The organism is Bacillus sp. YBsi01 (genome assembly GCF_038406745.1).
In the GTDB taxonomy this organism is placed as follows: Bacteria; Bacillota; Bacilli; order Bacillales; family Bacillaceae; genus Bacillus; species Bacillus siamensis.
In genome coordinates this window covers 1,151,929-1,175,726 of sequence record NZ_CP151679.1, presented here as the reverse complement: position 1 = coordinate 1,175,726, position 23,798 = coordinate 1,151,929, and the positions used below count along the sequence as shown (strand labels likewise).

Genomic DNA, 23,798 nt, shown 5'->3' with positions numbered 1-23,798 from the left:
CGTTGTACAAGCCAGCAGGTCTTTTCGCATTGTTTATTCTGCTCGCAGCAGCCATCCGGATCGATGCTGTCCGGGTTTTTGACGAGAGGGTGATAGAAGCGGCGGTCAGGATCAGGGCTGCCTGGCTGAATGAATTGATGTTATGGATAACAGAGCTCGGCACGACTGCGGTGCTTTTACCGCTTCTTCTTTTGACGGGAGCGGCCCTGTATATGTACAAAAAAACGCCTGATGTTGTGTTTTTGCCGCTTCTCTTCCTCATTGAACGAATAATAAACATAAAAATAAAAGAATTGATCGAAAGAGCCAGACCCGCTTTTGAGCCGCTCGTCCATGAAACCTCATACAGCTTTCCGAGCGGCCACTCCATGAATTCGGCAGTGATGTATCCCGTCATCGCCTACTTTTTAATCAAGCACGTTTCTTTCTTCACGAAAAGAAAGCGGGCCGTCTCCGTTTTTACCGGAGTTCTTGTCATCCTGATCGGGCTCAGCAGAATTTATTTAGGCGCGCATTTTCCGACGGATGTTCTTGCCGGATTCAGTCTCGGACTTTGCCTCGTCTCTCTATTTGCGCTCTTTGACGAAAAGTATCACCCGTTTCGACAAAAATAGAGACAGGAAAAATAAGAAAAAACGCTAATACTATTAAGAAATAAGAGGGAGGGATCTTGATGCTGTTATCGCTGCCCGTGTTTAAAAAAAAGACTTGTGCCTATGATGTGACGATTTTTCAAACACCCCGCTACGGCGAGAAAAAGGGATACAGGGTCGTCTATCGGACAGAGCTGGCCGCTGACAATCATCAAGACGCACTGGAAAGGGCATTTTCTGTTTTTAATGTGCCTGATACGGTTCCAAATGACTATCAAGCCAGATTCATAGCGACCGGAGATGTCATACTCATAGACGAAGGAAGAAAAGGAAAGACCTACTACAGGCTTAACCCTGCGGGATGGAGCAAAATCAACCGTTTGCTCGTCCAGCCGAGGTAAGACGGGGCCGGCTGAATTTTCAGCCGGCTTCCGTTTTGTTTTAAGGCTTCCGTTTAGCGGCGGAATGCTCTTTTCCATGCGCTTCATCAGCTGCAATCACGTCTGAAACGGGTACGTGATTGTTCTTTTTCTGGCCGGTCACCCGGTTGCGCTGTTTTTTGCCCATTTATGCTCACTCCTTTTCCTTAGGCTGTCATCCCGCATATTCTGCCCAAGATCGCTCTGATCAATGCTGATGATTGTCTCTTACCGTTATTCAGTGTACAATGGGTGGGAGTTTGAATAGGCAGGAGGAAATGGAAATGAGTGTACATATAAACGCAGAAAAAGGTCAGATTGCGGATACAGTGCTTTTGCCGGGAGATCCGCTGAGAGCGAAATTTATTGCGGAAACTTACCTTGAAAATGTGGAATGCTATAATGAAGTCAGAGGAATGTACGGATTTACGGGTACATATAACGGTAAAAAAATATCAGTGCAAGGCACCGGCATGGGTGTTCCGTCTATCTCTATATATGTGAATGAACTGATTCAAAGCTATGATGTTCAAAACCTGATCAGAGTCGGTTCATGCGGAGCCATCCGTAATGACGTGAAGGTGCGCGACGTGATTTTGGCTATGACGTCTTCAACCGATTCACAGATGAACCGAGTCGCTTTCGGAAGTGTGGATTATGCGCCTTGCGCAGATTTCGACCTTCTTCATAAAGCGTACCAGGAAGCGCAAAAAAATAACCTTCCTGTAGCCGTCGGAAGCGTATTCACCGCCGATCAGTTTTACAATGAAGACTCGCAAATCGAAAAGCTTGCGAGATACGGCGTCCTCGGCGTAGAAATGGAAACGACTGCTTTATATACGCTTGCCGCAAAATACGGCAAAAAAGCGCTGTCTATCCTGACTGTAAGCGATCACGTGTTAACGGGAGAAGAGACAACGGCAGAAGAGCGTCAAACGACTTTTCATGATATGATAAAACTGGCGCTGCATACTGTATCGTAAACTTGAGATGAGGGTCATGCTGATAAAAGCAGCCCTCTTCTTTATGCACCGCTCTGATTCGAAAAAAGAAAGGTAAGGGTAAAATGAAGAAATCCACTAAATGGTTCTCGCTTGCTGCTGCTCTCAGCGTAACCGCAATCGTGGGCACCGGCTGCAGCATTTCAGGCGGCGACAGCCATAAGGACACAAAAACAACGGCTCAAACAAAACAATCAGATGACACATCAAGCAAAAAAACAACGAAGACAGAAGACAGCGATTTTGTATTGGAGAGCAAATATTTTAATGACATTAAAGAAGTGAACGGGCTTGAAACCATTCAAAACCCGACAAATACACTTGCGCTCGTGAATAAGACATACACGCTGCCGGGAGATTATAAACCGGAGGATCTCGTCATCCCGAAAGTTGAATTTTCTTTCACTGAGAAAATTGAGAAACGATATATCCGCAAACCTGCCGCCGATGCTTTGGCGGAATTGTTCAACGCGGGGAAAAAAGAAGGCTATGACCTGGTTGCCGTTTCTGGATACCGCTCTTATGACAGACAAAAAGTTATTTTCGATAATGAAGTCAGTCTGAAAGGTGAAAAGAAAGCGAAAGAAGCTGTCGCATACCCCGGGCAAAGCGAACACCAGACGGGGCTTGCCATGGATATTTCCAGCAAAAGCAACGGATATGAGCTGAATGAAGCGTTCGGAAACACGGCTGACGGCAAATGGGTGAAAGACCATGCGTATGAATACGGCTTTATCATCCGCTATCCAAAAGGCAAAGAAAATGTAACAAAGTATGAGTATGAACCATGGCATTTGCGTTATGTAGGCAAAAAAGCGGCAAAAGCCATCCATGACCATCAGTTAACTCTTGAAGAATATTTTAATGAAGTAAAGAAAGTATAATAAGAAAAAGCCCGCTAAAGAATAAATTTAGCGGGCTTTCTTTATTACCAGAAGAGCAAACCTCCAAGCGCAAATCCGGTAATTAAACCAAGGCCGATACCGTAGGCTGCTCCCCAGCCTCCCCAGCCTCCTCCCCAATAACCGAATCCGTACCCTCTGTGACGGCCGCCGACAGGGGCGATATACACTTTACTTTTTGTCACCCGTACGATTCTTCCGACGTGGACTCTGCCGTTTCGTTCTGTAATTCTTGCTACTTTTCCATGGTGCTGCCGGCAAAGATGATAATAGTTTTGCATCTTTTCTCCTCCTATCCAACCTATCTTTCTATGTCAGCTTATGATAGAGTGCGTAAAAAAGGTTGGACGAAAACAGGAGGACAATCGCCGTTTTACTTGTAAGCGACAAAAGCGCAGTGTCCCATATATTCACCGTACTTCTGCATAAGATCGTAATGAGCCGTCAGCGTATCGTAGTGAACCGGCTGGATAACGGGCGATAAATCCATTTCTGTAGTCGGTTCCTGCGCATTGTTTTCATAGAAAGCGGGAATGAAATCCGCTTTTTGAAAGCCTTGCTGAAGCAGTATCTGCTTCCATGCCGCTTCATCCTGCAATACGGTAAAACCGTAGAAGTCTTTTAACTGCGTGACAGCGTTTTCCGGCAGGGGTTTTTTCAAAGCTGCCTCAATGCCGATCAGCATGCCCCCTGGTTTAAGGACCCGCAGTATTTCAGACAGCGATGAATCAAGCTTTGAAAAGGTGAGAACTGATTCAGAGAGAACGGCAGAAAACTGATTTTCAGTAAACGGAAGCCGCTCAAGCTCCGCCAAATAGCTTTGAATGGTTAAGCCTTCAGCGGCAAATCGCTTTGCTGCCTTTTCAAGCATAAGGGGATCCTTATCAACACAGGTGACGGGATACAGCAGGTGGCTGAGATAAGCGGCCGTCTGTCCCGTTCCGCAGCCGGCGTCAAGGATCGGCTCGCCAGAAGGAGGAGCCGCTTTTGCGAGAACGGCTTTAGAAAAAGCGAGTCCGCCGGGGTGAGCCCCTCCGACTCCGAATAAGGACAGCATTTCTAAATATTTGCTCAAAGTCCGAATCCTCCTTTCTTCCTCAGCATATGTTGGGAGAAAAGCATAGGTTTGGGTAATCGGGAAAGAAGGGCGCCTCACGTTTGAAGTTGACGAATGAGCGTTCGTCTATGATAATAATGTAAGAATAAAAAGGTGGTGTTTTCTTGAAGCGGCAATTTAAACTGTTTTTTATCATATTGATCACTGCGGTCGCAGCCTCGGCGCTTACGCTGTTTATTACGGGCAATACGACCATTTTCGGACAAGGCTCGGCTGCTTTGACGAACAGCAAATTTGAGAAATTCAATAAAGCCTATGAGCAGATTAAAAGTGATTACTATCAAAAAACAGATGACAGCAAATTAGTAGACGGAGCGATAAAAGGCATGATCAGTTCCCTGGATGATCCGTATTCTTCTTATATGGACCCTCAGGAAGGAAAGTCATTTGAAGAAACAATTTCCGCTTCGTTTGAAGGTATCGGCGCACAAGTGGAAGAAAAGGACGGCAGCATTCTGATCGTATCGCCGATCAAAGGATCTCCTGCGGAAAAAGCGGGGATTAAACCGAATGATCAGATCTTGAAGGTTGACGGCAAAAGCGTCAAAGGCCTGAATGTAAACGAAGCCGTCGCGTTAATCCGCGGCAAAAAAGGGACAAGCGTCAAGCTTGTGCTGCACAGAGCGGGTGTCGGCGATCTGAACCTGTCGATCAAACGTGACACCATTCCGGTTGAAACGGTGTACTCTGAAATGAAAAAAGGAGACATCGGCGAAATCCAAATCACGTCTTTCTCCGAATCGACGGCAAAAGAGCTGAATTCAGCCATTGACAAACTCGAAAAACAAGGAGCGAAAGGATACATTCTGGATTTAAGAGGCAACCCGGGCGGCCTGATGGATGAAGCCATCAAAATGAGCAACATGTTTATCGATAAAGGGAAAAATATTATGCAGGTCGAATACAAAGACGGCACGAAAGAGGTCATGAAAGCAACGAAAGAGCGAAAAGTGACAAAACCGACAGTCGTCCTCGTCAATGACGGCACCGCGAGCGCCGCGGAAATCATGTCAGCTGCGCTGCATGAATCATCGGGGATTCCGCTGATCGGAGAGAAAACGTTCGGAAAAGGGACCGTTCAGACGGCAAAAGATTACAGCGACGGTTCAACCGTTAAACTGACAATCGCAAAATGGCTGACAGCGGACGGAGAGTGGATTCATAAAAAAGGCATCAAACCGCAATATCAGGTTAAGCTGCCTGATTATGCGAACCTGCCGTTTTTAGATGCAAAAAAAACGTACAAATACGGGGATTCCGGAACGGACGTCACCAATGCGCAAAAAATGCTGAAAGCGCTGGGATACAGCGTGAATGTAAACGGCACATATGACAAAGCATTTGAACAAGCCGTCAAACAATTTCAGGCAAAAGAGAAACTGAAAGAAACAGGCATTTTAACAGGAGACACAACGGCAAAATTGATGACAGATCTGCAAAAACAGCTTGCAGACAACGATACACAAATGAAAAAAGCCGTTGAAACATTAAATCAGAACATGAAGAAGTAAAAAAACACCCAGTGCGTCTGTCACGCATTGGGTGTTTTCTGTTTGCAATCCTGCTTACGTCGTTTCCTGTTCAAAAAGGTAGCTGTTCGCCTGAATGAAAAACTGCGATTGTTCATAGTGATAGGTGACTTTTGAAAAGTCGAACGGCTGGCCGTTGGTTAAATGAAAAATCGTTTCAACGCAAAGCTTAGGCGCTCCTGTAAACAGTCCTAAGTACTCCGCTTCTTCTTCATTTAACATCCCCGCATACAAATATAGATCCGAAAAACCGCGCTTCAATCCGAGACCTTCCCTAATATAATCAAATATTGATTCTGATACGATCTCTTTATTCAAGTACGGAATAATCGATTTGTTGTAAAATGACTCCTCGATACATAATGTCTTCCCGTCAATATACCGGATACGTTTGACATAATACACCTCGCCGTCAGACGGCATATTCAGATTTTGCGCAGCCTCAGGTGTGGGCTTTCTCACTTCCAGCGCCAATAATTTGGAGGTGACATTAAAATCTTCAAGCGATTCTTTAAATCCCTGATTAGAAAGCAGGCTGATATACCCTTTTCTTTTATTCCGCCTGACAAAAATGCCGCTTCCTCTGACTTGAAACACAATTCCCTTTTTTTCTAATAGATCCAAGGACTTTGTGATCGTGCTTTTGCTCACGTTAAACTGGGTCATTAAGGTTTGCAGCACAGGAAGTTTATCCCCTTGCTGAAGCTGATGCTCTTCTATGTATTTTTCAATATCCATCGCGATTTGCTGGTATTTTAACATATACATTCCTCATTCATTTATTGTCCCGCTTCTTTCAGAATTATAGCATAATCGTTTTGAAAAGCCATTTTGTGAAATAAATATGATTGTTTATGCATTGATAAATTGTACCGGTACAATTATAATGTTAATGTATAATGAGAAAACTGACTTTTCATGTAAATGCAAAGCATTCTTCCAATCTTGCAAAGCGGATCTATTCGGCGTAACAAGCGGCGGTCAAAAAAGGAGGACATGAATGATGGGAACATTGCCAAAAGACTTTTTATGGGGAGGCGCTCTAGCCGCCCATCAATTTGAAGGGGGCTGGAACAAAGGCGGTAAAGGGCCGAGTGTAGTGGACGTTATGACGGCGGGCGCGCATGGTGTGCCCCGGAAAATAACAGATACAATTGAAGAGCGGGAATTTTACCCGAATCATGAAGCCATAGATTTTTATCATCGTTATAAAGAGGACATCGCATTATTCAGCGAGCTGGGACTGAAATGTTTAAGAACCTCTATCGGCTGGAGCAGAATTTTTCCTAAAGGTGATGAAACGGAGCCTAACGAGGAAGGATTGGCTTTTTACGACCGGGTGTTTGATGAATTGCTGAAGTATGGGATTGAACCGGTGATTACGTTGTCGCATTTTGAGATGCCGCTGCATTTGGCGAGGGAATACGGGGGTTTCAGAAGCAGAAAAACAATCGGCTTTTTTGTAAAGTTCGCTGAAGTGTGTTTTGAACGCTATAAACATAAAGTGAAGTATTGGATGACGTTTAACGAAATCAACAACAAGATGGATGTGAATAATCCGATCTTTTTATGGACGAACTCAGGTGTCGCCGTCAAAGAAAACGAAAACGCAAAAGAAGTCATGTACCAGGCCGGCCACCACGAATTGCTGGCAAGTGCATTGGCTGTTTCAAAGGGAAAGGAAATCAACCCCGATTTCAGGATCGGAGCGATGGTATCACATGTCCCGATTTATCCTTACTCATCCAATCCGGAAGATGTGATGCTGGCTGAGGAAACGATGAGGCAGCGCTTTTTCTTCCCGGATGTGCAGGTTCGCGGATATTATCCGAGTTATGCATTAAAAGAGTTTGAAAGAGAGGGCTACCGGATTCGCTTTGAAGACGGTGATGAAGAGATTTTGAAAAACGGCAGGGTGGATTATCTCGGATTCAGTTATTACATGTCCACTACCGTAAAAAGTGACGTGATAAACGATAATACCGGGGATGTCGTAAACGGAGGATTGCCAAACGGTGTGGAAAATCCCTATATTACAGCGAGTGATTGGGGCTGGGCAATTGATCCGACCGGTTTACGGTACACATTAAACCGCTTATACGACCGCTACCAGATACCTTTATTTATCGTGGAAAACGGATTCGGCGCTATTGACACGTTAGAAGAGGACGGTTCAATCCATGACACAGCGAGAATTGAATATTTAGCGTCACATATAAAAGCTTTGGAAAAAGCGGTCACATATGATGGTGTGGATGTAATGGGGTATACACCATGGGGAATTATCGATATCGTATCATTTACAACCGGTGAAATGAAAAAACGCTACGGTATGATTTATGTTGATCGGGATAATGAAGGCAATGGGTCAATGAAGCGATTCAAGAAAGACTCATTTGAATGGTATAAAAAAGTGATTGAAACAAACGGCTCATATGTATTCTAAAGGTGTATGTTAAAAGAGAAGGCTTCACAAACTGTGTGAAGCCTTCTCTTTATCAGTATATTTGAAAGCGTATTCATAAACCAGGAAGGGAATGATGATAATGTTTTTTAAAAAAGGTCTGTCCATTACGGTTGTTTTTCTTTTGCTTTCCTTTCTATTTTCAAGCAGCTTGGAAACCGAAGCACATGCGGCTGATCGGAATGCTCCGGACAAAAATAAAGTCAGGGTGTGGTACAGCTCGGAAAAAGATCCGGCTTCCCGTACGTGGTATGACGGGCCAAAAGAAGTGAATTATGCCTTAGACGAACAAACACCCCTGACATTGACAAAAAAGAAGCCTTCTGACTCCGCTGCCGTGTATATTGATCCATCGCACCGTTATCAAAGTGTGTTAGGCATAGGATCATCTTTGGAAGAATCGACCATCCATAATTTATCGAAAATGTCTCCCGGAAAAAGAAAAGAAGTGTTAAAAAAACTGGTTGATCCCAATGAAGGCATCGGCATGGACGTCATGCGCATAACGATAGGGACATCAGATTTTACGGCACAGGAATTTTACACATATGATGATATGCCTGAGGGCCAAAAAGATCCACAACTCAAAAATTTCTCGATTCAAAAGGATATTGATTTACACATTACATCAACAATCAAAGAAGCGCTGGCGATCAATCCGAAGCTGAAAATCATTGCCTCACCGTGGAGCCCGCCGGCATGGATGAAAACGAATGAAAACCTCAAAAGGGGAAAGCTGAAAAATCAATATATCGGTGAGCTGGCCGTTTATTTCCGCAAATTTATTGAAGCATACGAAAAGCAGGGAATCCCGATTTATGCGATGACCCTTCAAAATGAACCTTTGCTGGAAATCGACTATCCGAGCATGTACATGCCGCCGTCTCAGCAGCGCAAACTGGCGATAGCCGTGAAAAAAGAAGTGAAAAAACACGTAATTGACACGAAAATTTGGATTTATGATCACAATGCAAGCGGGGCGTGGAACTATATTCCGCCGATTTTAGATGATAAAAAAGGAAATCAGGCGGCAGACGGCATTGCTTTCCATGATTATGACGGAGACCTTTCCGTTATGTCGGAAATCGGAAGAAGGTACCCCGATAAATCCATTCACTTAACGGAGCGGTCCGTCTGGGGGACGGCAGGGGCGGACCGGATCGCGCAGTATTTCCGCAATGGCGCGTCCAGCTACAATGCGTGGGTGACGATGCTCGACAGTCAAATCAAGACGCACCATTGGATAGGCACCCCGGACCCGACGCTGTTTATTCAGGATGCTAAAAACCCTGACCGCTATTGGAATATCCCGATCTATCATATGACAGGCAATTTTTCAAAATTTGTCGAGCGCGGAGCCAAACGGATAGAAAGTAATTACGGCTCCAAAAATAGCGTCACGAATGTCTCGTTCCTTAATCCTGATCAATCTATTGTAACAGTCGTAATCAACCAGACATCCGCCGACCAAAAATTCCACGTTGTTTCAGGGAATCGGCAGTTTGAAGCCGTCATCCCGGCAAAAACCGTCGCCACCTACAAATGGCAGCACAAAAAGTAAAAAAGCCGGCACATTGATGTGCCGGCTTTTTTTGTTAAGCGCCTTTTTGATTCAGTTTATCAGAGGGCGCTTTTTTGAATAAGCCGTCTTTGACGGCGTTTGAAGCCGCTTTTTTTACAAAAAACGGGTTAAGGATAATAACGGCTGCCATGTTAGCGGTCAAACCCCAAAAGCCTTCATATATACCGTGGGCGGATTGGGTGATATTTACCGTGAATGTCACGATAAGACCGACGAGAAGGCCGATAATTGTCGCTTCTTTCGTTTGATTCTTCCAAAACAGACTGACGGCGATCGCCGGAAAGATCTGCACCATGCCGGAAACGCCGAGAAGCTGAAGCGTAACGAGCGCAGTCGGGAACAGCATGCCGAATAAAAGCGCGAGCCCGATGACGACAAATACCATTGAACGGGTGATCATCGTCAGCTTGTTTGGTGACACATTCGGGTGAATCAAATCCCGATATAAGTTATTCGCAAATAAGTTTGATGCTCCGATCGCCATAATAGAGCAGGGAATCAAAGACGCAAGAGCGATCGTGGAATAAGCAAAGCCTTGGGCGACCCCGCCGTATGACGTTTGAATCAGCTTCAATAAAGCGAGCCGCGGATTAGTATCTTCCGGCAGGACAAGAAATGCGATAAAGCCGAGAAAAATAACAAGAATCAAAACAATATTATAAAGCGGAAGAAACATGCTGTTTTTGCGGACGGCATCCGCGCTTTTTGCCGTGAATACACCAGTTGCCGCATGCGCCCACATAAAGAGCGCCAAGGCAGATACGATGGAAGCGGTGATAAACCAAGGAATTCCTTTCGGCCCCGAGTCTGGGATCGTCAGCATTTGCGGCGCTTTTTCCGCCAAGGTGTGAATCATCGGTGTCCACCCGTGAAAATGGATCAGCGGGAGCGACACGACCATAAACAGCATAATCACCCATACCAGAATGTCTTTAATAATTGCCGTAAACGTCGGCCCTTTAATTCCGCTGAAAAAGGTATACAGCGCTACAAGAATAAAGGAGATGATAACGACCATATTAACATTAATGACACCTGTTCCGGCCACTTGAAGCGTATCCTGAATGCCGCTCAGCTGGAGACAGATATAAGGAATGAGCATAAGAACGCCGACAATGGCGACAAGACTGGCCAAAAGCTTACTGTCAAAGCGCTCACGGGCGTAATCGGCAAGCGTCGTTAATTTATGGATTTTTGCCACTTTCCACAGCTTCGGCAGAAAGAAATAAGCAATAAAATACGCCAAAACAGAATACGGAATTGCAAAAAAAGCTACGCTTCCCCCTGTGTAGGCGGTGCTTGTCAAGCCTAAAAACGTATAAGCCGTATAGAGGTCCGCGCCGACTAAAAACCAGACGAGCAGCCCGCCGAACCGTCTGCCCCCCACAGACCATTCTTCAACAGAAGTGCGTGATGATTTGTCTCTCCCGGCTATAAAGCCGATGCAGACAACGGTTAAAACGATGACGGCTGTAATGATCAATGCTGTTATATTTGCGGGCATCAGTCCAGTCCTCCTTGTTTCTTCTGCAGTCTATAAATAAGAAACGAACATAATGGAGTGACTGCGATCCATAAAAGCAGCCAGAAATGAAAAAACGGCAGCCCGATGATGATCGGATGAACCCGATTAGCGACTGACAAAAGAGCCAGCTGGCTGAAAGGGATTAAAATAAGAACGAAAATTAGTGCTTTTCTGACCATTTACTTTCCTCCTGAAACCTGATAATGCTCCTTATCATAGCAGTTGTCAGATAAGATCACAAGATATTTTTCAGAAAAAAAAGAATTCTATTACTTTTTTAACCGAAACACTTTAGTTGCAACTTCATTCATAGTAAATTAGAATAGTTAATATCTCGAAGTCAAGATATTTAGGAGTGAATACAATGAATACTCAAGGATTGCACCATGTTACCGCATTTGCGAAAGATCCTGCTGAAAATCTGCGGTTTTATACTGAAGTATTAGGCTTGCGGCTCGTTAAAAAAACTGTTAATTTTGATGACCCGGCCACGTATCATTTTTATTTCGGCAACCAAAACGGAGAACCCGGCACGATTATTACATTTTTCCCTTTTCAGGGCAGCCGCCCGGGCACCGTGGGAAAAGGGCAGGCCGGAAGAATTTATTTCTCTGTGCCGAAAGGGGCACTCGCGTTTTGGCAGCGCCGGCTTGAAGAAAACGGCATACCTGTAAAAGAGCAGACTATGCATTCTGAACAAGTGCTTCTCTTTGATGATACAGAAGACCTGCCGCTTGCCATAATGGAAGATGAAAGAAGCGGACAGAGTGAATGGACTCCTGCGGGCATTACTGAAAAAGAAGCGATTACAGGCATGAGGGGGGTTCTACTGTACTCGTACCGTCCTGAAGCAACCATTCAATTTCTAATGGAACGCTTCGGTTATTCAAAGACAGGGGAAGAAAATCAGATTGTCAGACTGCAATCGGAGGCACGGATCGGACATATCATTGATGTTGACCTTGCGCCGAAAGAAGCAGGTGTCGGCGGTTACGGGACAGTTCATCATGTCGCTTTCCGCACCACTAAAAAAGAGCAGGCGGAATGGAAGAATATTCTTGCTGCTTCTCATCTTGCTTCATCTGACATTCTTGACAGATCTTACTTTACATCAATCTATTTCAGAGAAAGCGGCGGCATTTTATTTGAAATGGCAACCGATGAACCGGGATTTATGACGGATGAATCCTTTGAAAATCTCGGTACAGAGCTGAAACTTCCGGAATGGCTGGAAGAGCACCGCGGTCAAATTACCGCTATTCTTCCCAAAATGGAGAAAGGAGAATGATGATGAAACATGTATTTGAACAGGGAACGTCAGAAAATGTTCTGCTGCTTTTGCACGGAACGGGGGGAAATGAACACGATCTTCTGTCGCTCGGACGTTTTATAGATCCGAAAGCAAGCTTGCTCGGGGTCAGAGGATCAGTGCTTGAAAACGGCATGCCCCGTTTTTTTAAGCGGCTGAAAGAAGGCGTATTTGACGAGAAAGATTTAATTGAACGGACGGAAGAATTAAAGAATTTTATTGATGAAGCGGCGCAAATGTACGGATTCAGCAGAGAAAACGTGCTTGCTGCCGGCTATTCAAACGGCGCCAACATTGCGGCAAGTCTTTTGTTTCATTATAAAGACGTACTGAAAGGGGCGGTTCTTCATCATCCGATGGTGCCGATTCGCGGAGTGAAGCTCCCTGATATGGCAGGGCTTCCTGTTTTTATCGGTGCGGGGAAGCGGGATCCGCTTTGTACAAAAGAAGAATCGGAGGAGCTTTATCAATATCTGACTGCTGCTGGTGCATCCGTTTCTCTTGTTTGGCAGGAGGGCGGCCATCAGCTCACACAGCAGGAAGCCGAGCAGGCACGAACCTGGTACAGTGAGCGATTCCTATAAAAAAACCCTTAGTCCGTTTAAGCGGACTAAGGGTTTTTTTCATCTTACAGCCAAGTTGACACTTGTGATACAGGGATCCGGTTGCTTTTGTGCGCAGGCTTAACGGCTTTACCGATTGAAATCAGCATGACGGGAACGAAACGTTCGCTCACGTCGAATTCCTTCACGAATTGCTCTTTATTAAATCCGCCGATCGCGCAAGTATCATAGCCTTTAGCTTTTGCAGCAATCATCAGCTGCATCGCCGCTAAAGAAGCGTTTAAAAATGCTGAATCACGGGCAAACTGTTCATTTTGGTATGCACCGTTAATCTGGCTTAACAGCGTCTGTTTGATTTCTTCTGTAATATTGCCTTGCTCAGCCAGTTCAGCATAAACGTCTTCACCATTTTCGTTTGCTTTTAAGTCGCCTAATACGGCAATGACAGCTGAAGAGTCAATAATCTGTTTTTGATTAAAGGCAACCGGAAGCAGGGCAGCTTTTGCCTCATCACTGTGGAATACTTGGAAATGCCAATGCTGAAGGTTCCAGGCGGAAGGGGCTTGCGTTGTAATGTCCAGAAGTTCTGTTAATTCCTCTTTTGTAATGACCGCATCTTTATCGTATTCTTTAACGGATGCGCGTTCTTTCAAAACGTCTAATACGGATGTCATCTTGTTTCCTCCTTCGGATAAACGTGTTATTATAATAGAAAAGTTAGAAGCTTACTAAATGTAACTTGAGAACTAATTTTAATGGATTACAGAAAACTTGTCAATTCATAGATGAAGGGATGAACTCACATGGGATATACAATGTGTCCTAAAATGGAATCCGCTTTTTCTCTTTTGGGAAAGCGCTGGAACGGCCTCATTATCCATGTACTGATAGACGGGCCGAAACGTTTTAAAGATATGACCGAAACCATACCGACGATCAGCCAAAAAATGCTCGCGGAGCGGCTCAAAGAGCTGGAACAAAATGAGATCGTCGAGCGCCAGGTGCTGCCTGAAACGCCTGTCAAAGTCATTTATAAGCTGACTGATAAAGGCATGGCCCTGCAAGCCGTTTTTCAGGAAATGCAAAAATGGGCAGACAGTTTTTGCGAGCCCGGGGGACCTGTCAAAGACGAATCATGTCATGAATAACAAAGGCTGCCCAAGGCAGCCTTTTCTTAATGAAATAGTCAATATTTGTCAAAACCATTGATGTCAAAATTGCTCAGATCGAGATTTAAGCCTTTTAATTGCCTCAATAAAGCATCGAATGTAAGGGAATGACCATTTTTACATTCCGCCGGAACATCATCTGGAGAAAATAATCTCATCCCTCTCTCAATCTACTGTTTCCGGTACAATTGAAATGCCGCTTCAAGTAAATGATCAGGCGTTACAATAAACCCTAATCTTACATCATGGTCTTCACTGTAGCCGAACTCAAACCCGCAGCAGGAGCAAATATCAAATGTTTTATGATATACGCCATTGCAAACAGGACTTTCCTCTAATCCTTTAAATCCGCATTACAACTCACTAACCAACATCCATCACTTTTATCTATCGCCCAATCAATTTCCGCACTTTATGAATACCTTTAAGAATAAGCAGACATAAAGGAGGAAAAACATGTACCCTCGTCATGCGTTGTATCGCGGGAATTTCGGACCTGCCGGATTTCCGGTGAGAAGTCCTTTTTTGTTCGGCGCTCCTTTATTCGGCGGATTTTTAGGCGGTCTTCTAGGAGGCGTGATTGCCACAGGTTTTACGAGACCCCGGTATCCGTACGGTTTCGCCGGTTACGGATACGGAGGCCCATATGGCGGTTTCGGGCCGGGAGTCGGCGGTTACCCGCCATTTTATTAAAGAAAAAACGGCCTGCATCACGCGGGCCGTTTTTTTATCTTAAAATCTCCACTTCCGATAAATTGTAGTCTTCCAGTTTTGAAAACATGACTTCAATCATCCCGTCTTTATAGACTGCCTTTGTTCCTTTCCGTTTGACGAGGCTCGGAAGAACAATTTCTTTTTTTCCTTCCGCCAGACTGCTGTTCTCTACCACGAGGCTGTGTGACGTATGCTTAATCCTGATCCGGTCGAGTTCATCCTGCTCAGCGGGAATTTTCGCAAAAACATGATCGGATGTTTCAAACAGGTCAATTTCCGGCTTGGGCGGTTCTGCTTCGACCGGCTCGGCCTTTTGGGACATCGGGTCGCGAAAAGGGAACTGCCCGGCATAACCGGCGCCGAATACACTTTCCATTACTCGGTTGACATATGTCTCCACATCTTTCGGATCTGCATTTTTAAACGTTTCCTTAGAGAACTGATTTTGGAAGGGAAAATATCTGTTCCAATCAAACACGGCATCTCACCCTTTCTTAACGGACAACATAGTATATGCCCGCCATAACCTTCCCGTGATATAATATAATCTGTTTACAGAAAGGAAGGGGAAGGCCGTGCAAGGGAATACCGCAAGAAAAGGGATTATTTATACCGCTTGTTCATTTGCCATGTGGGGACTGTTTCCGGTCTATTGGAAGCTGCTTGAACATATACCCGCATTGGACATTTTAGCTCACAGAATTATATGGTCGTTTGTTTTCATGTGTGTGCTTTTAACTGTGCTTAAAAAATGGAAAACCGGATGGCGTGAACTGTGTCTTTTAAAATCTGAAGGGGGCCTGCTGGCGCTTTTTTTCGCTTCTGTTTTAATATCCATTAATTGGTTTGTGTACATATGGGCAGTTAACCACGGCTTTTTGCTTGAAGCAAGTCTCGGTTACTATATTAATCCGCTCGTTTCCGTTCTTTTGGGCATCCTATTTTTTAAAGAAAAGCTGAACAGACTGCAAACAGCAGCCGTTTCGATTGCCGGAGCGGCCGTGATCATATCTGCGTTTCAGTATGGTGCAGTTCCTTATATCGCGTTGCTGCTCGCGTTCAGTTTCGGCCTGTACGGCCTATGCAAAAAAAGAACCCGCATGTCCAGCACAATCGGACTGACTTTGGAAACGCTTCTGATTACTCCGGCTGCTCTTATTTATTTAGGTTATGCGGCTGACGGGAGCACTTCCGGGTCCTTGGGTGCAGAAACATGGGCGCTCCTTTTTTTCGCAGGCGTATTTACAGCCCTGCCGCTGTTACTGTTTGCAGAAGGGGCAAAGCGATTGCCGCTGTATCAAGTCGGCATTTTGCAATATATATCGCCCACCATTACCCTTATGCTCGGCGTATTTGTATATCATGAGCCGTTTTCCGGGCAAAAAGCGTTTACCTTCATTTGTATATGGGCAGCATTGCTCTTGTTTACCTTTTCACAGATAAAATGGAAACGGCCGTTAAAAAGCCGCTAAGCCTTTCGCTTTCCAGTGATAGCTTAAATTATGTATAATCATTACGAGTATGTAAAGGAGCTGTACAATGGGCACTGATAAACACATCGTAAAAGCCTATCAGGCGCTGTGGAACAATCGCACACTCCCGGCTTCAACCCTTGAAGAAGCGGAGAAGGCAATTGATCTGGAACTGCTTGATCAAAGAACACATCCGAGGCTCCGAAAGACGCCCGAGGAAAAGTTTGCTCTGGCGGTGCAGCGAATTGTAGATTCCCGGCTGCAGCCGATTGAGAAATATGAATTGGTTGAACTACATACGAAGCGATTGCAATTTTTAAAAGAAGAAAGAGGGGAGCAGCTATGAAAGCGATCATAAAAGAAGATGTGCAAACTTCTTTAGAACGATTTGCCGATCGTCCTGTATATATCCATTTGGAAACAACGACCGGTTCTTATTCAGCGCATCTGAATGAGAAAAACATGACGGTTGTAGCCTATATACGCAATGCAAAAGTGACGTACCATCAGGCGAAAATCAAAGGGAACGGCCCGTACCGCGTCGGTTTGAAAACTGAAGAGGGCTGGATTTATGCAGAAGGCCTGACTGAATATACAGTAGATGACGAAGACCGTCTGTTAATGGCAGGGCATCTGCCGGGCGGAAAATTGGCGATTTCGCTTCAAATCAGCGAAAAGCCGTTTACAGTTTAAAGAAAAGGGTGAAAATCATGAAAGAACACGTACTCGTCATCCTGCCTCACCCTGATGATGAATCATACGGAGTGGCAGGGCTGATTGCTTTACACAGACAAAAAGATATTCCCGTTACGTATGCATGCGCAACGCTTGGAGAAATGGGCAGAAACATGGGGGATCCCTTTTTCGCAAACCGTGAAACATTGCCGCTGTTAAGAAAGCAAGAGCTGATAGACGCATGTAAAGCAATGGATATCACTGACCTGAGAATGCTCGGGCTTCGTGATAAAACACTTGAATTTGAAGATGACGAGTGGCTCGCGGATATGATGGAAGAGATTATCGACGATGTAAAACCGAGTCTGATTGTCACATTCTATCCGGGACACGGCGTCCATCCGGATCATGATGCATGCGGCGAAGCGGTCATCAGAGCGCTTTACAGAAAGAAAAAAGAGGACCGCCCGCGCACGCTTTGCATGGCCATCACCCGCAACAGGGAGGAAGCCGTCGGCAAGCCTGATGTCATTCTTGATATTAAAGAGGTCGCCGATATTAAAATGAATGCCTTAAAAGCGCACCGCACTCAAACAGAAGGTATGCTGAGAGAGCTGGAAGAAAAAATAAAAAATAACGAGCCGGTTCTCCAAACCTGGTTTGAAGAAGAAGTGTATTGGACATATCCGTGGAAAGACTGATAAAAAAAGGGATAAGGCGTTTCAGCCTTATCCTTTTTTTATGTCAGATCGGAAGCGATCGCTTCCGCAAGCGAAGACCGTATTGATAAATTTGAAAAACTCAGGCCGAGCTGCACCGCGGTTTGGGCGATTTCAGGCCGGATTCCGGATAATGTCGCTTTCACGCCGAGCATTCCGAGTGATTCAATTAAAGTGAAAAGCTGTTGGGCAACCATCGTATCAATCATGGCCACGCCTGATAAATCAATGTACAGCTGCGTGATCCGTTTCTCAGAACATTGGTGCAGCGTATTTTCTAAGATCATTTTGGCTCTTGCCGTGTCAATATCCCCGATCAGCGGCAGCAGTCCGACATTGTCAAACAGCACTATGACAGGCGAACTCAGCTCAGTGATCAACTCCTTTTGCGCTTCAAGCTGAATGTGTGTGTTTTTATACATCTCTTCTATGAAAATATGAATGACCACATCAAATGATTTAATCAGCGTATGGAATATATCTTCAGCATCTTCTTCTGTGACGGTGTCTGAATGCAGTTTGGTAAACTGCTTTACATGGCCGACATACAAATCACGAACTCTGATAAACTCGCGAATGATGTAATGGATAGGAGTTTTTAAATGTTCTTTATCCTGTGCGGCTTCGAACGCCCACTTCTCCAATGCCGCTGTATAAACTTCCTTCTTCTCAGAAAAAATCCGATTGATTTGATAATTAAACGTCAGATTTTGTTTTTTCAGATTCGTGATTACCGCCGGGTCAGAAGAAGCATAAACAGAATCAGGATCCGTATCATGAAGGGTATCAAACCATGTCTGACTGATTTCCTCCGCCCGTTCGGTTAAATAATCGTACAGCAGTTTATGTGTTGGCATTTCTGTTCCTCCTCTATGAAATCATCATTTTTTTCACATCACGCTTTTGCAGCTTGAGCAGTCTGAAGAATAATCCGACAGCACCTGCGGCGAGTCCCGCAATTAAACCGATCCAGTAGCCGTATGCCCCGAGGCTCGTATAAGTGCCGACTGCGTAACCGAGAGGAAGCCCGATGATCCAATACGAAACAAAAGCCGCACCGAGTGTATAATTGACATCCTTATATCCTCTCAGAGCGCCTTGTATCGGAGCTGCCACGGCATCAGAAAGCTGGAAAAACAAAGCATAGATTAAAAAGTGCTGCGTCAACATAAGCACGTCCGGTTCTGATGTATACATTCCGGCGATTTGCGGTCTGAACAGCAAAATGAAAGCAGCCGTGCATAAAGCAAAACAAAGGGCCATCACAATGCCGATATAGCTGTATGACCGGGCATCCCTGTAGCGCTTTGCCCCTGCTTCAAAGCCGACTAATATGGTCAGCGCCATGGATACGCTGAGCGGCAGCATATACAAGAGGGAAGCAAAATTCATTGCCGCTTGGTGGGCTGCAATCGTCACCGTCTGGAAATGGCTCATAAGCAGTGTGACAGCCGCAAAAATGCTCGTTTCAAAAAATACGGCAAAACCGATAGGCAAACCGATTTTCAAAAGCTTTCTGCATTCAGACGGAGAAAACCGGTACAGTTTCCGAAATACAGAGTACCCGGCAAACGGCTCAAATCTTGAGACGATAAAAAAGCTGATAACGCAAATACACCAGTAAGTCAGGGCGGAAGCAAGCCCCGCACCGACTCCTCCCAATGCCGGCATGTTGAATTTCCCGAAAATAAACACATAATTCAAGACAAAATTGATGGGCAGTGAGCAGAGCGTAATAAGCATAGTGACTCTCGTTTTGCCCAGTGCATCGATAAACGAGCGCAAAACGGCGTACACAAACAAAGGGAAAATGCCAAGGGATAAAAACCCTAAAAAGTGTTTGGCGATCGTCCGGACACGAGGTTCCAGGCCCAAATGTCCCAAAATCACATCAACAGTGAAAAAGCCGATAAGGATGACCGCCGCACTGAGAATGGCCGCTACGTAAACGGCCTGAATGACGGAAAACGGCGCTTCCTTTTGTCTGCCTGCTCCTAACAGCTGCGACACAACGGGCGTAACGGCCATCAAAATTCCTGCCAGTCCCGTATAAACCGGTGTCCACAGGCTTGAACCGATTGCAACGCCGGCTAAATCCGCGGCGCTCACTTTCCCTGACATCACCGTGTCCAAAAAGGTAATCAAAGAAAGACCGACCTGTGTTATCAAAATCGGAATGAAGATATGTAACAGCTGTCTGACCTTTTGGCCGATCGTGTTCGTTTCTCTCAAGTTAGGTTCCCCGTTTCTTTATTTTAACGAGAGAAATTATAACATTTTATGTATAAAAAGCAATGAAACCCGGCCTACTCTTTTTTATCCGGTTTCGGCTTTTTAAACATTTTGGCATAAATGAATGAAAGTGAAATGACGCCTAAAAAGGTGCAGATATACTGCAGCAGCCTTGTGAGTTCCATACAAATCCCGCCTCCTTTCTTGATTATCGTGCGCATTGAGGCGCATATCCATGCGCGCGATGCAGAAAATAAGGAAAAGGAGCTGATGTGACATGCGCCACACTCAAATGACGGAAAGTGCGTTTACCGCTGCCGTCCAAACGTATCTGAAACAAATTACGGAGGATGCCGCAATGATACTGCGGACATTGGATGAAAAAGATCAATGCCTGCTTTGCGAACTAGATGAACTTGGACATACGTTTCAGGAAATGCAGGCTGTCGCTTCGTCATTTTACCTGCAGACATATATCGAACATTTCACGCCTTCTTATACAGAGCTGGCGAGAGCCGTGCAGCACCTGGCAGAAGAGAAGCACGGAGCGCTGATTGTGATTGAACGGGCAGATCCGCTGGACGGAATGATACAAAAAGGGACAAGTCTGCATGCTGAAATCAGTTCAGCTTTAATTGAGAGTATTTTTTACCCCGGTAATCCGCTTCACGACGGAGCCGTATTGGTCAGAGAAAACCGGGTTATATCGGCGGCCAATGTGCTTCCGCTCACAACAAAAAATGTCGGCGTCAAATACGGGACACGCCACAGGGCCGCGATGGGTCTTTCGGCCGTGACTGATGCGCTCGTGCTCGTTGTTTCAGAAGAAACGGGGAAAATGTCCTTTGCTAAAGACGGCGGGCTGTATCCGCTTGTTTCGCCGCGGGCGCTTCATACGAAATAATAAGAAAATGGGAATATTGTACCCATTTAATATTAATAAGGTGAACATCTTTACCTTTTTCTGTATTGGTGTTATCGTTTAAATATACATAAAATTTAAAAGAATAGGGAGTGGGAAGATGGCACATGTATTGATGATCGGCTTTCCGGGAGAAGGCCATATCAATCCGTCTTTAGGCGTCGTAAAGGAATTGAAGGCAAGAGGGGAACATGTCGTATATTACGGCGTGAAGGAATATGAGAATAAAATCGTGTCAAGCGGAGCGGAATTCCGTGAATATGAGGATTTCCGAAAAGATGAATTCGGAAAAAACGCAACGGGTGATGAACAGCGGGACGCTACAGAGTTTTTACTATTAATGATTGAGACTTCCAAAAAAGCCGCACTCCGCATTCTTGAGGATGTAAAAGATGAATCCTATGACTACATCATATACGATCATCATTTTCTGGCAGGCAGGCTTGTGAGAAACATGCTGAAACTGCCGGCATATTCACTTTGTACGACATTTGCGATGAATGAAGCATTTATTAAAGAAGTCTTCTCAAATATAAACCTTGTATCAGAGGAATCATCCCATTATCCGGCTTATACCGAAGCGGTCAGCCAGCTCAACGAAGAATTCAGCACAGACATTAATACGCCGTATGATATTTTCTCAAATGACGGCAGAAAAACCATCGTGTTTACTTCAAGAGCGTTTCAGCCGAAAGAAGAAGAGTTCGGAGATTCTTATCTCTTTGTCGGTCCGTCCATAACCGACAGGGAGGCGTCCCATGATTTCCCGTTTGAACAGCTTGAAGGGGATAACGTCCTGTTTATTTCAATGGGAACTATTTTTAACAACCAGAAAGAATTGTTTAATAAATGCTTAAAAGCAGCCAGAAGCTTTAACGGGAAAGCCGTCATGTCAATCGGCAAACATCTTGACCCGGCTGAACTGGATGAAATTCCGGAGAATGTCATTGTAAAGCCTTATGTTCCGCAGCTTGAGATTTTAAAGAGAGCGGACTTATTTATCACGCACGGCGGAATGAACAGTACGAGCGAAGGCCTTTACTACAAAACCCCGATGATCGTCATTCCGATGGGCGCAGATCAGTTCGCCGTCGGAAGCCAAGTGGAAAAAACGGGAGCGGGCAAGATGTTTAAAAAAGAAAATGTGACAGTGGAATTGCTTACTGAAGCAATAAAAGAATTGAGTGAAAATCCTGAATACCAGAAAAAAGCTGATGAAATCGGAGAATCCCTGAAAGCGGCCGGCGGAGCACAGCGTGCAGCGGAATTGATATTAGAAGACGTGAAAACTGCCGTGACCCGGGTGCTGTAATCGCTCATTACCTGCTTCCTTTAAAGGAAGCGGGCTTTTTTTGCTTGCTTTTCGGGAGGATTTTTCCTGCCGCAAAGAGAATTGTATGAAAAACAGACAAGAAAGGTGGAATGTCGCGGAAATAAGCCATGTTATGAAAATGATTCCAAAGTCTTTTGTGAAATGGTCTCTATTTATGTAAAATGTGTGGCATTAGTGATGATTTAAGGTGTAAATGAAACGGAAATGATGTCGACTTCTGCATGAATCCTGTATAACAGGCGGCGTTTGAAGAAAAGGAACGCCCCTTTCAGCAATGATAAATAGGAGGTTTTTCGTTATATGAAGAAAAAAATCGCAGCCGGTCTGGCTGTATCTGCAGTAATGACTTCAACCTTCGCCGTGCATCCCGCTGAAGCAAAAACCATTCAAGTAAAAAGCGGCGATTCTCTTTGGAAGCTTTCCCGGCAATATCATACAAGCATTTCAGCCCTCCAGGCGGAAAACAAATTGAAATCAACGATACTTTACCCCGGACAGCGGCTGAACATTCCAGACGGCAGCAGCACACATAAAACAAATCAAAAGGAAAAACGAAGCACGGGCGCTTACACGGTTACATACGGAGATTCCTTATGGGTGATCGCAAAAAAATACCGCATGAGTGTTTCGGAGCTGAGAAGCCTGAACCGTTTGAGCTCAGATGTCATCTATCCGGGCCAAAAACTGAAAATTAAAGGGTCTGCCCCCGGCACGGACAGAGGCGGCAAACAGACCAAACCTGATAAAGCCGCATCAGGGACTTACACTGTAAAACCGGGTGATTCGCTGTGGAAAATCGCCAATCAAATCGGCATCACCATCGCTGAACTGAAAAAGCTGAATCAATTAACGTCAGACTTGCTGTATCCGAACCAAGTGTTAAAAACCAAAGGCTCTCCACATAACGGAAACAGCGGCACGACACCGCCATCTCATCCAAACCCTTCTGAGAAGCCGTCCACATACAAAGTAAAAGCAGGCGATTCCCTCTGGAAAATTGCCAATCGTTTCGGCATCACCGCCCAGCTCATCAGAGAAAAAAATAAACTGACAACGGATGTGCTGCAAATCGGACAAGTTCTCGTGATAAACGGGACGGAAAAAACAGAAGACCCTGGGCGCCAGCCGGAAAACAAGCCGGCAAAGCCAAACAAACCTCATACTCCCGAACCTCCGGTGACAGGGTCGAAGATTGACAGAATGATAGGCGAAGCAAAAAAATATGTCGGCGTGCCTTACCGATGGGGAGGCAATACGCCTGCGGGATTCGATTGCAGCGGCTATATCTATTACCTTTTAAATAAGGTAAGCTCTGTTTCCCGTCTGAGCACCGCCGGATACTGGAATACAATGAAACAAATCAGCCAGCCGTCAGCAGGAGACTTCGTCTTCTTTACGACATATAAATCAGGTCCTTCTCATATGGGAATATATTTGGGCGGAGGAGATTTCATTCACGCAAGTTCCTCCGGGGTTGAAATTTCAAACTTAAGCAATCCATATTGGAAAAAAGCTTATTTAGGAGCGCGCAGTTATTTTTAAAAAAGCCTTTCGGGGC

General features: G+C 45.0%; 28 protein-coding genes and 1 pseudogene. 18 read left to right on the top strand and 11 right to left on the bottom strand.

The genetic code is table 11. The features are described 5' to 3' along the window. Nucleotides 1–2 precede the first annotated feature (2 nt). Both AADZ70_RS05730 and AADZ70_RS05725 read left to right on the top strand, forming a co-directional pair. A complete protein-coding gene (locus AADZ70_RS05730) occupies nucleotides 3–614 on the top strand; it encodes a phosphatase PAP2 family protein (RefSeq protein ID WP_095241682.1) in 612 nt (203 codons plus the stop codon). A gap of 59 nt (nucleotides 615–673) precedes the next feature. Next, entirely contained in the window at nucleotides 674–994 is a 321-nt protein-coding gene (locus tag AADZ70_RS05725; protein ID WP_003153700.1) for a YodL domain-containing protein, read from the top strand. A 40-nt stretch (nucleotides 995–1,034) separates the two neighbouring features. Here AADZ70_RS05725 and AADZ70_RS05720 read toward each other — a convergent pair whose 3' ends face one another. Then, nucleotides 1,035–1,160: a hypothetical protein gene (locus tag AADZ70_RS05720; protein WP_003153701.1), complete on the bottom strand. Its 126-nt coding sequence runs from the start codon at nucleotides 1,158–1,160 to the stop codon at nucleotides 1,035–1,037. A 136-nt stretch (nucleotides 1,161–1,296) separates the two neighbouring features. Between AADZ70_RS05720 and deoD the strand changes: the two genes are divergently transcribed. Then, nucleotides 1,297–1,995 carry a purine-nucleoside phosphorylase gene (deoD, locus tag AADZ70_RS05715; protein ID WP_047474591.1) on the top strand — a complete coding sequence of 233 codons (699 nt, stop codon included), beginning with the start codon at nucleotides 1,297–1,299 and terminating at the stop codon, nucleotides 1,993–1,995. Between the two features lie 83 nt (nucleotides 1,996–2,078). Next, on the top strand, nucleotides 2,079–2,897 hold the full coding sequence (locus AADZ70_RS05710) for a M15 family metallopeptidase (protein ID WP_045926154.1): 819 nt from the start codon (nucleotides 2,079–2,081) through the stop codon (nucleotides 2,895–2,897). A gap of 44 nt (nucleotides 2,898–2,941) precedes the next feature. Here AADZ70_RS05710 and AADZ70_RS05705 read toward each other — a convergent pair whose 3' ends face one another. Together AADZ70_RS05705 and AADZ70_RS05700 are read right to left on the bottom strand one after the other, a co-directional pair. Continuing rightward, a complete protein-coding gene (locus AADZ70_RS05705) occupies nucleotides 2,942–3,196 on the bottom strand; it encodes a hypothetical protein (protein WP_016936634.1) in 255 nt (84 codons plus the stop codon). A gap of 92 nt (nucleotides 3,197–3,288) precedes the next feature. Then, complete coding sequence (locus AADZ70_RS05700) at nucleotides 3,289–3,990, bottom strand: class I SAM-dependent methyltransferase (protein WP_045926155.1); 702 nt, start codon at nucleotides 3,988–3,990, stop codon at nucleotides 3,289–3,291. Nucleotides 3,991–4,136: 146 nt separating this feature from the next. Here AADZ70_RS05700 and AADZ70_RS05695 point away from each other — a divergent pair, with 146 nt between their 5' ends. Then, the gene (locus tag AADZ70_RS05695; RefSeq protein WP_016936632.1) at nucleotides 4,137–5,543 is read left to right on the top strand and encodes a S41 family peptidase; all 1,407 of its coding nucleotides are present in this window, start codon (nucleotides 4,137–4,139) and stop codon (nucleotides 5,541–5,543) included. 54 nt (nucleotides 5,544–5,597) lie between these two features. Here AADZ70_RS05695 and AADZ70_RS05690 read toward each other — a convergent pair whose 3' ends face one another. Next, nucleotides 5,598–6,323: a GntR family transcriptional regulator gene (locus tag AADZ70_RS05690; RefSeq protein WP_016936631.1), complete on the bottom strand. Its 726-nt coding sequence runs from the start codon at nucleotides 6,321–6,323 to the stop codon at nucleotides 5,598–5,600. A 241-nt stretch (nucleotides 6,324–6,564) separates the two neighbouring features. Between AADZ70_RS05690 and bglA the strand changes: the two genes are divergently transcribed. Both bglA and AADZ70_RS05680 read left to right on the top strand, forming a co-directional pair. Next, on the top strand, nucleotides 6,565–8,007 hold the full coding sequence (gene bglA, locus AADZ70_RS05685) for a 6-phospho-beta-glucosidase BglA (RefSeq protein ID WP_064778108.1): 1,443 nt from the start codon (nucleotides 6,565–6,567) through the stop codon (nucleotides 8,005–8,007). A 100-nt stretch (nucleotides 8,008–8,107) separates the two neighbouring features. After that, on the top strand, nucleotides 8,108–9,586 hold the full coding sequence (locus tag AADZ70_RS05680; RefSeq protein ID WP_342008044.1) for a glycoside hydrolase family 30 beta sandwich domain-containing protein: 1,479 nt from the start codon (nucleotides 8,108–8,110) through the stop codon (nucleotides 9,584–9,586). Between the two features lie 34 nt (nucleotides 9,587–9,620). Here the strand turns inward: AADZ70_RS05680 and AADZ70_RS05675 are convergent, their stop codons facing one another. Continuing rightward, a complete protein-coding gene (locus AADZ70_RS05675) occupies nucleotides 9,621–11,111 on the bottom strand; it encodes a sodium:solute symporter (RefSeq protein WP_049628638.1) in 1,491 nt (496 codons plus the stop codon). Beyond that, nucleotides 11,111–11,311, bottom strand: a complete 201-nt coding sequence (locus AADZ70_RS05670) for a DUF3311 domain-containing protein (RefSeq protein ID WP_003153716.1) — start codon at nucleotides 11,309–11,311, stop codon at nucleotides 11,111–11,113. Before AADZ70_RS05670 ends, AADZ70_RS05675 begins: the two co-directional genes overlap by 1 nt. Nucleotides 11,312–11,496: 185 nt before the next feature. On the opposite strand from AADZ70_RS05670, the gene AADZ70_RS05665 reads away from it, so the two are divergent. Continuing rightward, on the top strand, nucleotides 11,497–12,420 hold the full coding sequence (locus AADZ70_RS05665; RefSeq protein WP_342007855.1) for a ring-cleaving dioxygenase: 924 nt from the start codon (nucleotides 11,497–11,499) through the stop codon (nucleotides 12,418–12,420). Nucleotides 12,421–12,422: 2 nt separating this feature from the next. Continuing rightward, complete coding sequence (locus AADZ70_RS05660; RefSeq protein WP_342007854.1) at nucleotides 12,423–13,025, top strand: alpha/beta hydrolase; 603 nt, start codon at nucleotides 12,423–12,425, stop codon at nucleotides 13,023–13,025. Nucleotides 13,026–13,069: 44 nt separating this feature from the next. Here AADZ70_RS05660 and AADZ70_RS05655 read toward each other — a convergent pair whose 3' ends face one another. Next, nucleotides 13,070–13,678 carry a nitroreductase family protein gene (locus tag AADZ70_RS05655; RefSeq protein WP_016936624.1) on the bottom strand — a complete coding sequence of 203 codons (609 nt, stop codon included), beginning with the start codon at nucleotides 13,676–13,678 and terminating at the stop codon, nucleotides 13,070–13,072. A 129-nt stretch (nucleotides 13,679–13,807) separates the two neighbouring features. On the opposite strand from AADZ70_RS05655, the gene AADZ70_RS05650 reads away from it, so the two are divergent. Further along, complete coding sequence (locus AADZ70_RS05650) at nucleotides 13,808–14,152, top strand: winged helix-turn-helix transcriptional regulator (protein WP_016936623.1); 345 nt, start codon at nucleotides 13,808–13,810, stop codon at nucleotides 14,150–14,152. Between the two features lie 38 nt (nucleotides 14,153–14,190). On the opposite strand, the pseudogene AADZ70_RS05645 reads toward AADZ70_RS05650, so the two are convergent. Continuing rightward, nucleotides 14,191–14,547, bottom strand: a pseudogene (locus AADZ70_RS05645) (hypothetical protein). A gap of 82 nt (nucleotides 14,548–14,629) precedes the next feature. On the opposite strand from AADZ70_RS05645, the gene AADZ70_RS05640 reads away from it, so the two are divergent. After that, complete coding sequence (locus AADZ70_RS05640; RefSeq protein ID WP_049628635.1) at nucleotides 14,630–14,866, top strand: hypothetical protein; 237 nt, start codon at nucleotides 14,630–14,632, stop codon at nucleotides 14,864–14,866. 34 nt (nucleotides 14,867–14,900) lie between these two features. Here AADZ70_RS05640 and AADZ70_RS05635 read toward each other — a convergent pair whose 3' ends face one another. Continuing rightward, a complete protein-coding gene (locus AADZ70_RS05635) occupies nucleotides 14,901–15,365 on the bottom strand; it encodes a hypothetical protein (RefSeq protein WP_016936621.1) in 465 nt (154 codons plus the stop codon). A 151-nt stretch (nucleotides 15,366–15,516) separates the two neighbouring features. Between AADZ70_RS05635 and rarD the strand changes: the two genes are divergently transcribed. The 4 genes from rarD (at nucleotide 15,517) to bshB2 (ending at nucleotide 17,735) form a co-directional block, all read left to right on the top strand. Further along, a complete protein-coding gene (rarD, locus tag AADZ70_RS05630; RefSeq protein WP_231595088.1) occupies nucleotides 15,517–16,359 on the top strand; it encodes an EamA family transporter RarD in 843 nt (280 codons plus the stop codon). A 67-nt stretch (nucleotides 16,360–16,426) separates the two neighbouring features. Next, on the top strand, nucleotides 16,427–16,705 hold the full coding sequence (locus tag AADZ70_RS05625; RefSeq protein ID WP_049628634.1) for a hypothetical protein: 279 nt from the start codon (nucleotides 16,427–16,429) through the stop codon (nucleotides 16,703–16,705). After that, nucleotides 16,702–17,052 (top strand): YojF family protein, encoded by a 351-nt coding sequence (locus tag AADZ70_RS05620; RefSeq protein WP_016936618.1) that lies wholly within the window; start codon nucleotides 16,702–16,704, stop codon nucleotides 17,050–17,052. Before AADZ70_RS05625 ends, AADZ70_RS05620 begins: the two co-directional genes overlap by 4 nt. Nucleotides 17,053–17,069: 17 nt before the next feature. After that, on the top strand, nucleotides 17,070–17,735 hold the full coding sequence (gene bshB2, locus AADZ70_RS05615; protein ID WP_015417637.1) for a bacillithiol biosynthesis deacetylase BshB2: 666 nt from the start codon (nucleotides 17,070–17,072) through the stop codon (nucleotides 17,733–17,735). Between the two features lie 38 nt (nucleotides 17,736–17,773). Here the strand turns inward: bshB2 and AADZ70_RS05610 are convergent, their stop codons facing one another. Continuing rightward, complete coding sequence (locus tag AADZ70_RS05610) at nucleotides 17,774–18,610, bottom strand: STAS domain-containing protein (RefSeq protein WP_016936617.1); 837 nt, start codon at nucleotides 18,608–18,610, stop codon at nucleotides 17,774–17,776. 13 nt (nucleotides 18,611–18,623) lie between these two features. Further along, nucleotides 18,624–19,985 (bottom strand): MATE family efflux transporter, encoded by a 1,362-nt coding sequence (locus AADZ70_RS05605; protein WP_016936616.1) that lies wholly within the window; start codon nucleotides 19,983–19,985, stop codon nucleotides 18,624–18,626. A gap of 277 nt (nucleotides 19,986–20,262) precedes the next feature. Here AADZ70_RS05605 and cdaS point away from each other — a divergent pair, with 277 nt between their 5' ends. The 3 genes from cdaS to AADZ70_RS05590 all read left to right on the top strand — a co-directional run bounded on the left by cdaS (nucleotide 20,263) and on the right by AADZ70_RS05590 (nucleotide 23,782). Then, nucleotides 20,263–20,889 carry a sporulation-specific diadenylate cyclase CdaS gene (gene cdaS / locus AADZ70_RS05600; protein WP_016936614.1) on the top strand — a complete coding sequence of 209 codons (627 nt, stop codon included), beginning with the start codon at nucleotides 20,263–20,265 and terminating at the stop codon, nucleotides 20,887–20,889. Nucleotides 20,890–21,007: 118 nt separating this feature from the next. After that, on the top strand, nucleotides 21,008–22,219 hold the full coding sequence (locus tag AADZ70_RS05595; protein WP_342007853.1) for a macrolide family glycosyltransferase: 1,212 nt from the start codon (nucleotides 21,008–21,010) through the stop codon (nucleotides 22,217–22,219). A 321-nt stretch (nucleotides 22,220–22,540) separates the two neighbouring features. Beyond that, entirely contained in the window at nucleotides 22,541–23,782 is a 1,242-nt protein-coding gene (locus tag AADZ70_RS05590) for a LysM peptidoglycan-binding domain-containing protein (RefSeq protein ID WP_342007852.1), read from the top strand. The last annotated feature ends 16 nt before the right edge of the window (nucleotides 23,783–23,798 follow it).

What these genes read in the sequence shown, in the direction of transcription:
- AADZ70_RS05690 (WP_016936631.1), bottom strand. Translation starts at nt 6,323, where the DNA reads ATGTTAAAATACCAGCAAATCGCGATGGATATTGAAAAATACATAGAA.
- AADZ70_RS05650 (WP_016936623.1), top strand. Translation starts at nt 13,808, where the DNA reads ATGGGATATACAATGTGTCCTAAAATGGAATCCGCTTTTTCTCTTTTG.
- AADZ70_RS05610 (WP_016936617.1), bottom strand. Translation starts at nt 18,610, where the DNA reads ATGCCAACACATAAACTGCTGTACGATTATTTAACCGAACGGGCGGAG.
- bglA (WP_064778108.1), top strand. Translation starts at nt 6,565, where the DNA reads ATGGGAACATTGCCAAAAGACTTTTTATGGGGAGGCGCTCTAGCCGCC.
- AADZ70_RS05620 (WP_016936618.1), top strand. Translation starts at nt 16,702, where the DNA reads ATGAAAGCGATCATAAAAGAAGATGTGCAAACTTCTTTAGAACGATTT.
- rarD (WP_231595088.1), top strand. Translation starts at nt 15,517, where the DNA reads ATGTGGGGACTGTTTCCGGTCTATTGGAAGCTGCTTGAACATATACCC.
- AADZ70_RS05590 (WP_342007852.1), top strand. Translation starts at nt 22,541, where the DNA reads ATGAAGAAAAAAATCGCAGCCGGTCTGGCTGTATCTGCAGTAATGACT.
- AADZ70_RS05710 (WP_045926154.1), top strand. Translation starts at nt 2,079, where the DNA reads ATGAAGAAATCCACTAAATGGTTCTCGCTTGCTGCTGCTCTCAGCGTA.
- AADZ70_RS05665 (WP_342007855.1), top strand. Translation starts at nt 11,497, where the DNA reads ATGAATACTCAAGGATTGCACCATGTTACCGCATTTGCGAAAGATCCT.
- AADZ70_RS05705 (WP_016936634.1), bottom strand. Translation starts at nt 3,196, where the DNA reads ATGCAAAACTATTATCATCTTTGCCGGCAGCACCATGGAAAAGTAGCA.
- AADZ70_RS05660 (WP_342007854.1), top strand. Translation starts at nt 12,423, where the DNA reads ATGAAACATGTATTTGAACAGGGAACGTCAGAAAATGTTCTGCTGCTT.
- AADZ70_RS05640 (WP_049628635.1), top strand. Translation starts at nt 14,630, where the DNA reads ATGTACCCTCGTCATGCGTTGTATCGCGGGAATTTCGGACCTGCCGGA.
- AADZ70_RS05595 (WP_342007853.1), top strand. Translation starts at nt 21,008, where the DNA reads ATGGCACATGTATTGATGATCGGCTTTCCGGGAGAAGGCCATATCAAT.
- AADZ70_RS05675 (WP_049628638.1), bottom strand. Translation starts at nt 11,111, where the DNA reads ATGCCCGCAAATATAACAGCATTGATCATTACAGCCGTCATCGTTTTA.
- AADZ70_RS05725 (WP_003153700.1), top strand. Translation starts at nt 674, where the DNA reads ATGCTGTTATCGCTGCCCGTGTTTAAAAAAAAGACTTGTGCCTATGAT.
- deoD (WP_047474591.1), top strand. Translation starts at nt 1,297, where the DNA reads ATGAGTGTACATATAAACGCAGAAAAAGGTCAGATTGCGGATACAGTG.
- AADZ70_RS05670 (WP_003153716.1), bottom strand. Translation starts at nt 11,311, where the DNA reads ATGGTCAGAAAAGCACTAATTTTCGTTCTTATTTTAATCCCTTTCAGC.
- bshB2 (WP_015417637.1), top strand. Translation starts at nt 17,070, where the DNA reads ATGAAAGAACACGTACTCGTCATCCTGCCTCACCCTGATGATGAATCA.
- AADZ70_RS05625 (WP_049628634.1), top strand. Translation starts at nt 16,427, where the DNA reads ATGGGCACTGATAAACACATCGTAAAAGCCTATCAGGCGCTGTGGAAC.
- AADZ70_RS05720 (WP_003153701.1), bottom strand. Translation starts at nt 1,160, where the DNA reads ATGGGCAAAAAACAGCGCAACCGGGTGACCGGCCAGAAAAAGAACAAT.
- AADZ70_RS05655 (WP_016936624.1), bottom strand. Translation starts at nt 13,678, where the DNA reads ATGACATCCGTATTAGACGTTTTGAAAGAACGCGCATCCGTTAAAGAA.
- AADZ70_RS05680 (WP_342008044.1), top strand. Translation starts at nt 8,108, where the DNA reads ATGTTTTTTAAAAAAGGTCTGTCCATTACGGTTGTTTTTCTTTTGCTT.
- cdaS (WP_016936614.1), top strand. Translation starts at nt 20,263, where the DNA reads ATGCGCCACACTCAAATGACGGAAAGTGCGTTTACCGCTGCCGTCCAA.